The organism is uncultured Candidatus Puniceispirillum sp. (assembly GCF_963979125.1).
GTDB lineage: Bacteria > Pseudomonadota > Alphaproteobacteria > Puniceispirillales > Puniceispirillaceae > Puniceispirillum.
The window spans coordinates 1-2,375 of record NZ_CAXBVX010000170.1 but is presented as its reverse complement, the minus strand read 5'-3'; the positions used below and the strand labels follow the sequence as shown (position 1 = coordinate 2,375).

The following is a 2,375-nucleotide window of genomic DNA, read 5'->3' as shown; positions in this document are numbered from 1 at the left end:
ATTTCAAAACAGTATGTCCCCACGACTGCCCTTCGGCATGTGGGCTTGAGGTGCAGATTAGCGATACAAAAGAGGTTTTAAGGGTAAAAGGTGCTATTGACCAAACATATACAGACGGGGTGATCTGCGCTAAAGTTTCCCGCTATAAAGAAAGACTTTATCATCCTGAAAGATTGACCACGCCTTTGCGTCGCATAGGGCGCAAGGGTGAAAACAAATTTGAAAAAATTAGCTGGGATGAAGCACTTGCCGAGATAGTATTCCGTTTTACCTCGATCGAGGCGACATATGGTGCAAAGTCGATATGGCTATATTACTTTGCCGGTACCATGGGTTTGTTGATGCGTGATGGGATCAACCGCCTTAGCCGTGCCAAGGGTTATTCGGGGATGCATGGAACAATCTGTGTGACACCGTCATGGACAGGCTTCAAAGCGGGAACAGGCCTTATTGCAGGCGTTGACCCACGGGAAATGGCTGAATCTGATTGTGTTGTTTTGTGGGGCACCAATCCGGTTAGTACGCAGGTTAATGTAATGCGACATGCGGTAAAAGCCCGCAAAACGCGTGGTGCAAAAATTGTCCATATTGATGTGTACCATAACGCAACGTCACGACAAGCTGATATGGCGTTGATCATTCGGCCTGGAACCGATGCGGCTCTGGCCTGTGCTGTTATGCACATACTATTTCGGGATGGCCTTGCCGATCTTGATTATCTAGCCGAATATGCTGATCAACCAGAAGAATTTGCGGCACATTTGCAATCTAAAACACCACAATGGGCTAGTGAAATCACCGGTCTTGATGTGTCCGAAATCGAAGCATTTGCTACGCTGGTTGGGTCAACGCCCCGCACCTATTTTCGACTTGGTTATGGTTTTGCACGGCAACGCAATGGCGCGGTCAATATGCATGCTGCCTTGTGCATAGCCACAGTGACTGGTGCTTGGCAACATAAAGGCGGGGGGGCGTTTCATAATAATACGAATATTTATGGCTGGAATAAGACTCTTATAGAGGGCTTGGACATGCCATCCCCGCCACGCATGCTTGACCAGTCACGAATTGGCGAAATACTTACCGGAGATACAGCCGCGTTAAAGGACGGGGGGCCGGTTCATGCCATGCTGATTCAGAACACCAATCCTGCGGTCGTTGCACCAGATAGCAATCGGGTGTTAGCCGGACTTAGCAGGGAAGATCTGTTTCTGGTTGTCCATGAGCAATTTATGACTGAAACGGCAACTTTTGCAGATATTGTTTTGCCAGCAACAATGTTTCTTGAACATGACGATCTGTATCAAGGTGGTGGACATCAATATGCGATGCTTGGCGCCAAGGCCGTTGAAGCGCCAGGTGAATGTTGGTCCAATCATGATGTAATTTCAGCTCTGGGTTGCCGCCTTGGGTCTAGTTCGGATGGGTTTAAAAAAGACGCTGCGACATTGCTTGACGAAACGCTGATTGCCTCGGGTCGTTCTGACATGGCACATATGAAAAAGCATCCCTGGCAAGATTGTCAGCCAGATTTCAATAAATCGCACTATCTTGACGGCTTTGCTTTTGATGATGGTAAATTCAGGTTTTTTGTTGACTGGCAAGAGTTTTTGCCAAAAGGCTATGTGGATAAGGAAGTTTTGCAATGCATGCCTAATATGCCAGATCATTGGGATGTCTTAGAGACTGAAACACCGCAAATGCCATTTCGTCTGGTCACCGCGCCAGCTAGGCAGTTTCTGAATTCGAGCTTTACGGAAACAAAAACATCGCGCCAGCTTGAAGGACGTCCGCAAGTTATGATCCATCCAGCAGATGCCAAAAAAATAGGTATAGCGGATGGATCGCTTTGCGAAATAGGCAATAATCGCGGCAGGGTTGTCATACATGCACTTCATTTTGAAGGTCTGCAACCTGGCGTGTTGATTGTTGAAAGCCTTTGGCCGAACCATAGTTTTGTTGGTGGAGTCGGAATCAATAGCCTGACTGGGGCTGACCCTGTTGCGCCCATCGGGGGCGTCGCCTTTCACGATAATGCTGTTTGGATCAAAGCTTATGAGCAAGAGTAAAGATATTACCCCACATAATGTCGATGCAGACGGGAATCTGGCGCATGACCTTGGTGGTTTTGCCGATAGGCTAACCATGTTTGGAATCGACAGGACAATTAAGATCGAAGATTCCCCTATGAAACCTTATGAAGAGCGCGCTGATGCGATAATGATGCTGCTGAGTAGCCCGAAATTAGGGATTATGAATATCCATGCTATGCGCCGCGCAAGTGAGCAGTTTGTGCATAAAGAGTATCTTGAACTTTCCTATTATGACCGCTGGCTAAAGGGTATGGCCAGTCTGTGTATCGAAAAGGGACTTTT

At 47.5% G+C, this 2,375-nt stretch carries 1 protein-coding gene and 1 pseudogene; both read left to right on the top strand.

Annotation, left to right across the window (positions count from 1 at the left end; all coding sequences use genetic code 11):
• The coding region (locus ABNT28_RS10840; protein ID WP_348721602.1) for a molybdopterin oxidoreductase family protein at nucleotides 1–2,069 on the top strand (2,069 nt) is incomplete at its 5' end.
• Nucleotides 2,056–2,375 (top strand): annotated as a pseudogene (locus ABNT28_RS10835) (hypothetical protein); the annotation flags it as partial. The gene ABNT28_RS10840 and the pseudogene ABNT28_RS10835, both read left to right, overlap by 14 nt.